This is a genomic window from Hyphomonas chukchiensis (assembly GCF_000682695.1).
GTDB lineage: Bacteria > Pseudomonadota > Alphaproteobacteria > Caulobacterales > Hyphomonadaceae > Hyphomonas > Hyphomonas chukchiensis.
This window is the reverse complement of the sequence record NZ_AWFG01000021.1, coordinates 39,312-46,601: the sequence shown is the minus strand read 5'-3', so window position 1 is coordinate 46,601 and position 7,290 is coordinate 39,312. Positions and strand designations below refer to the sequence as shown.

6 protein-coding genes are annotated in these 7,290 nt (G+C 54.7%); 4 read left to right on the top strand and 2 right to left on the bottom strand.

Annotated elements, in window-relative coordinates; genetic code table 11:
* Nucleotides 1–146: 146 nt before the first annotated feature.
* Complete coding sequence (locus tag HY30_RS19695) at nt 147–1,088, bottom strand: LysR substrate-binding domain-containing protein (RefSeq protein ID WP_162176920.1); 942 nt, start codon at nt 1,086–1,088, stop codon at nt 147–149.
* A gap of 193 nt (nt 1,089–1,281) precedes the next feature.
* Between HY30_RS19695 and HY30_RS09155 the strand changes: the two genes are divergently transcribed.
* Genes HY30_RS09155 through HY30_RS09145 form a run of 3 tightly spaced genes read left to right on the top strand, consistent with a single transcriptional unit; the run spans nt 1,282 to nt 3,496 of the window.
* Entirely contained in the window at nt 1,282–2,085 is an 804-nt protein-coding gene (locus HY30_RS09155; protein ID WP_034739374.1) for an SDR family NAD(P)-dependent oxidoreductase, read from the top strand.
* A gap of 34 nt (nt 2,086–2,119) precedes the next feature.
* Entirely contained in the window at nt 2,120–2,584 is a 465-nt protein-coding gene (locus tag HY30_RS19230) for a nuclear transport factor 2 family protein (RefSeq protein WP_051615228.1), read from the top strand.
* A gap of 27 nt (nt 2,585–2,611) precedes the next feature.
* Nucleotides 2,612–3,496 (top strand): SDR family NAD(P)-dependent oxidoreductase, encoded by an 885-nt coding sequence (locus tag HY30_RS09145; protein ID WP_034739372.1) that lies wholly within the window; start codon nt 2,612–2,614, stop codon nt 3,494–3,496.
* Between the two features lie 335 nt (nt 3,497–3,831).
* Here HY30_RS09145 and HY30_RS09135 read toward each other — a convergent pair whose 3' ends face one another.
* A complete protein-coding gene (locus HY30_RS09135; protein ID WP_034739367.1) occupies nt 3,832–5,439 on the bottom strand; it encodes an FAD-dependent monooxygenase in 1,608 nt (535 codons plus the stop codon).
* 436 nt (nt 5,440–5,875) lie between these two features.
* Between HY30_RS09135 and HY30_RS09130 the strand changes: the two genes are divergently transcribed.
* Nucleotides 5,876–7,273, top strand: a complete 1,398-nt coding sequence (locus HY30_RS09130; RefSeq protein WP_081812157.1) for an FAD-dependent oxidoreductase — start codon at nt 5,876–5,878, stop codon at nt 7,271–7,273.
* Nucleotides 7,274–7,290: the final 17 nt, after the last annotated feature.

The following is a 7,290-nucleotide window of genomic DNA, read 5'->3' as shown; positions in this document are numbered from 1 at the left end:
AGGACCTTCATGCGGTGCTCCCTGTTTTGAATTCTAGTTCGACCCGCATCGGTGGCGAGTTCAATTGGACGTTCAAGCGATTAAAAGATCAGACCTGCCGCGTCAAGAAAACAAAACAAATGTACTATATTGCCATTTGTCGGTGTTTAGGAAGGCACCTGAAGGTCGGCGAGATTCTTGCGGATCTGTGCCATCTTGGCCAATGTCTCGGCGGCTTGTTCGAGCATCCAATTTCTGAAATGGGCAATTTCTGAAGGCGTGTCCCGTCCTGTACGATAAACAAACCTGTGGGGCAGGTCGATCTCAACGCATACTGAAGCGGCAGGTGAGAGCCGGCCCGAAATCAAATCGTCAGCGACAAGGAAGAGTTGTCCGAGCGCGACGCCGGCACCGCTTCTTGCTGCCTGGTAGGTGAGGCTCAAATTGTCAAATTCAAGCCCGCTGGCAAATGGTGGAGGCGGCAAATTCATTTGCTCGAAATACTGCTCCCAAAACGGTATTTCACGCCGTGCAAAGAGAATAGGAGGTGCGCCTGGCGAGAAAAAATCGCCTTGCATTGCTTTGAACCTGGCCGCCCCATCGGCACAGACAAGTACAAATACGGTATTGAACAGGTCGACACTTGCAACGTCTCGCTGCATGACAGGAAGCGCACTGATTGCTGCATCAAGTGGTTCACTAGCGAAATTTGTTTCGTTGAGCGACTGCTTCAGCTGGACAACGATATCCGGATGCCTGCGCCTGAAATCGGGAAGCCGAGGTGTAAGCCACTCGGTCGCGAAACTAGTATAGGCGCGAAACCTGATTGTATGTCGCGAGCCGAGTTGGAGGCCACGTCCAGCTCCGTCAATAAGCTCAAAAGCCGATGCGATCTGTTCATGGTAAGCCTCGCCCCATTGCGTAAGGACCATGCCATTGTGTTGCCGGACAAACAGCCTGTAACCGAGGAATTCTTCCAACAGGTTTACATGGCGACTGACAGCGCCAACTGAAACGCCAAGTTCTCTGGACGCGCCACTTAAGCTTCCGGTCCTACCGGTCACTTCGAACGCACGTAATGCATTCAAGGGTGGCAATTTGTATCGCATGGCCAGCTTTCCAATTTTCTGAAAGCCACATTGCATCGAATGTCACTGGTCTGACAAGACTTGTGCGGGCAACCTGTATTGAACAACGCGTCCTCGACAGACAGGATTGCGAACAAGGGAGAGCCAACGTGACCAGAAGTGAGCATCACCAGGATCCATCTTTGAATTCGCCAGCGGCCGCGCAGGCCTGAATATGAAACAGTTGGCCGGAAAAGTCGCAATCGTTACCGGTGGTGGTGGCGGCATGGGCAGAGCGCACGCGCAGCGATTGGCTGCGCTCGGTGCCGACGTCGCGATCATTGATATCGATCTCTCAATCTCGGCCAAATACGGCGAGAAGCTGACGGCTGAAACGGTTCCGGACGAGCTCAGGGCGATAGGCGTACGCGCATTGGGGATTGAAGCGGATCTTTCAGTTGCAGACGAAGTGCGCGATGCGGTTGACGAAGTTGTGCGCGAATTCGGACGCATCGACATACTCATCAACAATGCCGGCGGCGCAATCACGCCTATTTCGGAAAGTTCAGCGCTCAGGTCTTCCGGGGAGGATCGGGCCGTGCTCTTTGCAGCCAATTTCGAAACAACCGTAAATATGTGCCAGGCTTGTGCGCCCTACCTGATGCGGCAAGGCGGCGTGGTAGTGAATATCTCTACAATCGGTGCATTTATGGATGACCTGAACGCGCGTTTCGCAATGTACGGCGCGGCCAAGGCCGCAGTTGAAAAATATTCGCGGTCGTTGGCTGTCGAACTCGGGCCTCACAAGGTGCGGGTAAACTGTATTGCGCCGGGCCTGATCGAAACACCACGTGTCAAAGCGCTGGCAGCAAACCGCAACCTTGCGACAGAAGACCAGGCTAGTGCGATACCCTTGCGCCGCCTCGGCCAAATCGAAGACGTGGTCGGCGTAATGGAATTTCTTGTGAGCGATCTCTCAGCCTATGTCACGGGCGAGAGTATAAAAGTCGCTGGCGGGCACACACTCGTCACCAATTAGCCGTTCCCGGTATAATCTTGAGTGGAGGAAATCGATGTCAAATTCGAAAGCAGAAGATGTCAACGCGCGTGAAGTGGCCGAACGTTGGATAATGGGGGACGTCAACAAGGACAAGGCATCCAAACTAGCGGTGATCTCAGACGATATGGTGCTCGAAATACCTTTCAATGAGTCTGGCAAGACCGAGGAAGGGAGTTTTCGCCGATACACTGGAAAATCGGAAATCGTGAGCTTCATTGATACCGCATTCGCTGCGGAAAAATCTGTGCGACTTGTGAGTGCCGAATACATCGTGTCGGCCGACGGGCAGACCGTCTTCGTCGAGGCACGAGGGGAGGTGGAGATGACGTCGGGCAAGTTGTATAAAAACCGGTATGTTCTTCGGTTCGATATCGATAACGGCAAGATCAAATGCTTGCGTGAATTTTATAACCCGATCACCTCTGCAGTCGCCTTCGGCAGACCGATAGCGGGTCAAGTGACGCTCGATACACTGTAATCCAAATCCATTCGAGCAGGTGAACCCATGGCAGATTTGTCGTTTGAAGGAAGAGTCGCTGTTGTGACCGGCGCCGCAAGTGGCCTCGGATTGAGCCACGCGCGCGCTTTGGCGGCACGGGGTGCACGCGTGCTGCTTAACGATATTGCACTTCGCGATGAGAACGCAAGTGCGGCGGAAGAGGAAGCCGAGCGCCTGCGAGGTGACGGGTACGAGGTGTTTGCGAGCCAAGGTAGTGTCGGCGTGGAAGCGCAGGCTGAGGCAACGATAAAAGCAGCTGTGGACAGGTGGGGCCGGATCGATATCCTCGTGAATAATGCCGGAAACTCTATCGCAGGCAAGATTCAGGACGTCGCCACAGACGATTTGCGAGCAGTGCTCGAAGTTCATCTCATGGGCATGTTCTGGACCATGCGAGCTGCGTTACAATATATGCGCGCGCAGGACTATGGTCGCATCGTCAACACAGCATCCGCACTGGGTGCCTTTGGCGCGCCTGATGCCTTGCCCTATGTCACCGCAAAGGCGGGCATCATCGGCCTCAGTCGGGGGGCGTCTCTCGACAATCGAGACCGGAATATCCGCATAAATACCATCTGCCCAGTCGCCTATACACCCATGGCCAAACCATATTTTGATGCGCATCCCGAACTTGACACGGGACGACTGGATCCGGCGGCGGTCTCTCCGGTTGTTGTCTATCTCGCGCATGATTCCTGCGCGCTCAACGGTGATGTACTGAGCGTGGCCGGTGGCCGGGTCGCCCGAATTTTTACGGCAACCGTTCCGGGTTTCATTGCATCACCGCTGACCGCCGAAGGCGTTGCGGCCAATCTCGGCACAGTATTGGACGACACTAACTTCACCATTCCGGGCAGTTCGATTGAACAATACGCGTTGCAGCCGGACTAAAGGGCAGGCAAATCCGAGAATTGCCAATCAAGCTACCAATTATTGGCATGTTCCAAAGGGGGCGCGTAAATTCTCTTGATGAGTTCTTGATCGACCCGCAAGCTGTGAACAACGGCACATTCATCAGACGGTCTGATCCGATCGGTGATTTTTGCCAACTCAAGTTTCCTGCAGAGTTCTCAGCCAGTATGATTACGGATGGGGGGCGAGCGCCGTTGCTGGGCGAGCATACCGCCGATGTGCTCTCTGCTCTTGGCTATAGCCGGGCAGAGATCGACAAGTTAAGGGCACGGAATGTGATAGCCGGGAGAGATCCAGCTTAGACAAAACCCGACTCAGAATCCTGTCACCATCTTTGCGAGCTTGTTGGAGTCTTGCGGGAGGCAATTGCCCGTCCAGGCAATATGCAGGTCCGGTCTAACCAGAAGAAATCTACATCCATACACGGATCTTACGTGTCTTTCATCCCGACGAAAGACCTTTAGGGGAACATCCATTTGTTTGAAGGCGTCTTCGATGTCCGAGGGGGCAGCTGACCCGGTCAAATCGATGAAGGTGAAATCCGGTCCCATTGCATCCAGAATCGAAGCCTTGTCGCTCAACCAGATGTGCGGGATACGTACTCCAGGATTCGTACTGGGTAGGAATCGGACCGTGTCCCATTCCGCTTGCGTGTCTCCCGGCGTGTCAATAAGCGGAGAGTCGGCATATGAATATCCATATTCGGCGCCAACCATCTCGTGCACACGTCTGTGATTAACGTTCGCAGATCGTGCAGTGCGCAACCGCTCGAATGCTCCTTCAGGTGTATCGTCCATCAGGGCATTTGTGTGGAGCTCGCGCCAAAGTCCGAGGCCCTGTGCGGCCCATCCGGATGCTTCAACGTTCTTCTTGCCTACTGGTCGGCGCTCACGTTCATAAGAAGGCAGCAATCCGGGCCCGCCCCAGCCGTGTAGTGTCGCTGCGAGCTTCCACGAAAGGTCTAATGCGTCACCAACGCCGGAATTCATGCCCAGACCACCGGTAGGGATCACAAGGTGCACCGCGTCGCCGGCTAGAAATACTCGCCCGTCACTGTAGCTTTCGGCCAGAAGCAGATTGAGGTTCCACGGGCTCACATTCAAGATTCTGAAGTCGAAATCAATCCCGGGACCCACTTTTTCCCGAACCCAGGCTTCATAGTCGATACCCTCAGGCACGTCCGAGTTGAGCGTGAACTCCTTACGGTCGCCCTGAACAATGAGTGCAGATCCTTCTGCGTCGGCGAAATAGTAATGGCGCCCCTTTCCCATAGGAATTTTATCATAGAGCTGTTCGGAGTAGAAGCAGATCTGCCGCATTTGGCGCAAACCGCCCTGGCCTTCCAGTTTGATCCCAAGCTGTTTGCGGATCGTGCTGGCACCGCCGTCGCAGCCGGCAAGGTAACGAGCCTGCACTTTTGTGGAACCAAGTTCGAATTGAGCATACTCAACCGTCACACCATCCGGTGCCTGATCAAAGTGCGTTACCTCGCAACCGTATCTTACGGTAACGTGCGGCGTCCGCTCGGCGACGGACTTCAAGAGCGGCTCCAGCTTGTTCTGAGAAACCAGTTGATATGGTTCAAGTGGTTGGGAATGATCTGTAGTCTCCGCAATCGTGCCGCGAAACTCTGCTACCGTCGGATAATGGAGCTTGAGGATGGGTTCATCGCAAAGGCGTGTGACGATAAACACGTCCATCGATGCCTCGGCCGGATAGCCCAGCGCCCGTACGTCCTCTGCAATTCCGAGGCGGCGATAGAATTCCATCGTTCGCGCGTTCGATCGGTCCATCTTGGGCCACGGTCCGGTCGTCGGGTTCCGCTCCAAAATCAAGGTTCGAATTCCGCGTTGGCCCAAGTCGATCGCAAGGGTCAAACCAACGGGGCCCGCTCCCACGACAACAACGTCGAATTGTTCCACGAAATTTCTCCCAGCCGCTGAATTCCAATAATGGTTCCAGACCAGTCTATGTCAGCAGAAGGACATGATGAATGACAGAAACAGCAAGCCGGTTTTCAGGTTTTTAGAAACTAGTAATCAGCATCAAGCCGAGACTATAAAACAAACGTATCATATCTCAGGTGGCGACCATCGATCCTGCTCTCGGATAAGTCAGGGTTGGTCAGGATTTCGAAACGGAGGCTATCATGCCCAAGCAGACTGAATGCAATTTCCAACCGACCAGACATGCCAGGACATCCCGTCAGGCGCTTCGCCATGACCCATGCGAGGGCACATTCGACCGGAGGCATCGTGGACGGCCCAGAGGCGAACATGTGGGTAACTGCAACAACCAGCAAGACATCTATCGGGCGCAGCCATATGCGGCGCCAAACGGTTTGAAGGATCCAGTTACATGTTGAGGGAAACGAACGCCATACCGGAGGAGACAGATGTCCTCGTGTTGGGAGCGGGGATGGCTGGACATTGCGCTGCCCTGGCTGCGGCTGAAGCCGGGTCTGATGTGCTCCTGCTGGAGAAATCGGCACAGCCGGGTGGCAGCTCGGCGATTGCCGGGGGAGCTTTTGTCTTTTGCGGAACCGAAGAACAGTTGGCGGCAGGGCAGGAAGACAGCCTGGAAGCACTGCGTCAGGATCTCCTGGCGAGCGGCAAGAACAAGAACAACCCGGAACTCATTGACCGGTTTCTGATGTCGCAGCTCGATACCTACCATTTCCTGAGAAATCACGGAGTCAAATTTCAGCTTCACCGTGTGCCCGCACCTGCGGTCTCCAGAGCCCATGTTACGGGGACGGGCAGGGCGATAACCATGCTTCATATGGCTGCCCAGGCTGAGCCAAGGATTCACTATTATTCCAAATCTGCAGGCATCAGGCTTCGGCGGTCGTCTGACACGGGAAGGGTGGAGGGTGCACTGGTCATGTTTGGAGACCGGGAAGTATTCGTTCGTGCGAGAGGCGGCGTCGTGCTCGCCACCGGAGGTTTTTCAAGAAGCCGCGAGCTTCTTCAGACGTATGCACCAGAATTGGCAGGTGCAGTGAAGCATGGCGGGATCGCAAACACCGGCGATGGCCTGATGATGGCGTCGGACCTTGGTGCAGGACACGCCGATCTGGGGTATGTGTCCGGTTCGTTCGGGGGCGGCATCCGAAATTATCCAGATATCCAGAACAAGGCCGACGAAATTCCACCGCTTCTCTTTTCCTTTCTTGAAGGTGGGATCATGGTGAACAAGAGCGGTGCTCGCTTCGCGAATGAAGGCCAAAGTTATAAAGCATTGAGCAATATCGGAATGGCGCAGCCTGAAGGGATTGGATTTCAGGTTTTTGATAACCGGTTGATGCAGCGTTCTCATGAGGACACATCCGTCAACAACTATAAGGAAGCGCTTCTGGCCGGCTATATTCAGTCCGCAGAAACGATCAGCACACTCGCGACGATCATGGGAATCGATGCCCCTATGCTGGAAAAAACCATCGCGACATACAACCGGAATGTGGCGAAAGGCGTGGATCCCGAATTTGGTCGTCAGACAAATCTTTTGCCAATCGACCAGCCCCCATTCTATATAGCTGCCACAGGCAATGCGATCACGTCGACATATGGGGGGATAACAACGGACGGCACCATGGCCGTTGTCGATTGGTTCGGCATACCGATCGATGGGTTGTTTGCGGCAGGAGAAGTCGTTGGGGGCTTTCATGGCGGGGGATATTACAGCGCGTCCTCGTTGAGCAGCTCTGCGACGTTCGGGCGGGAAGCCGGCCTGCGAGCCGCCCGGGTTTCGGCTTGAATTCGATACGAGGATCC

What these genes read in the sequence shown, in the direction of transcription:
- HY30_RS19695 (WP_162176920.1), bottom strand. Translation starts at nt 1,088, where the DNA reads ATGCGATACAAATTGCCACCCTTGAATGCATTACGTGCGTTCGAAGTG.
- HY30_RS09155 (WP_034739374.1), top strand. Translation starts at nt 1,282, where the DNA reads ATGAAACAGTTGGCCGGAAAAGTCGCAATCGTTACCGGTGGTGGTGGC.
- HY30_RS19230 (WP_051615228.1), top strand. Translation starts at nt 2,120, where the DNA reads ATGTCAAATTCGAAAGCAGAAGATGTCAACGCGCGTGAAGTGGCCGAA.
- HY30_RS09145 (WP_034739372.1), top strand. Translation starts at nt 2,612, where the DNA reads ATGGCAGATTTGTCGTTTGAAGGAAGAGTCGCTGTTGTGACCGGCGCC.
- HY30_RS09130 (WP_081812157.1), top strand. Translation starts at nt 5,876, where the DNA reads ATGTTGAGGGAAACGAACGCCATACCGGAGGAGACAGATGTCCTCGTG.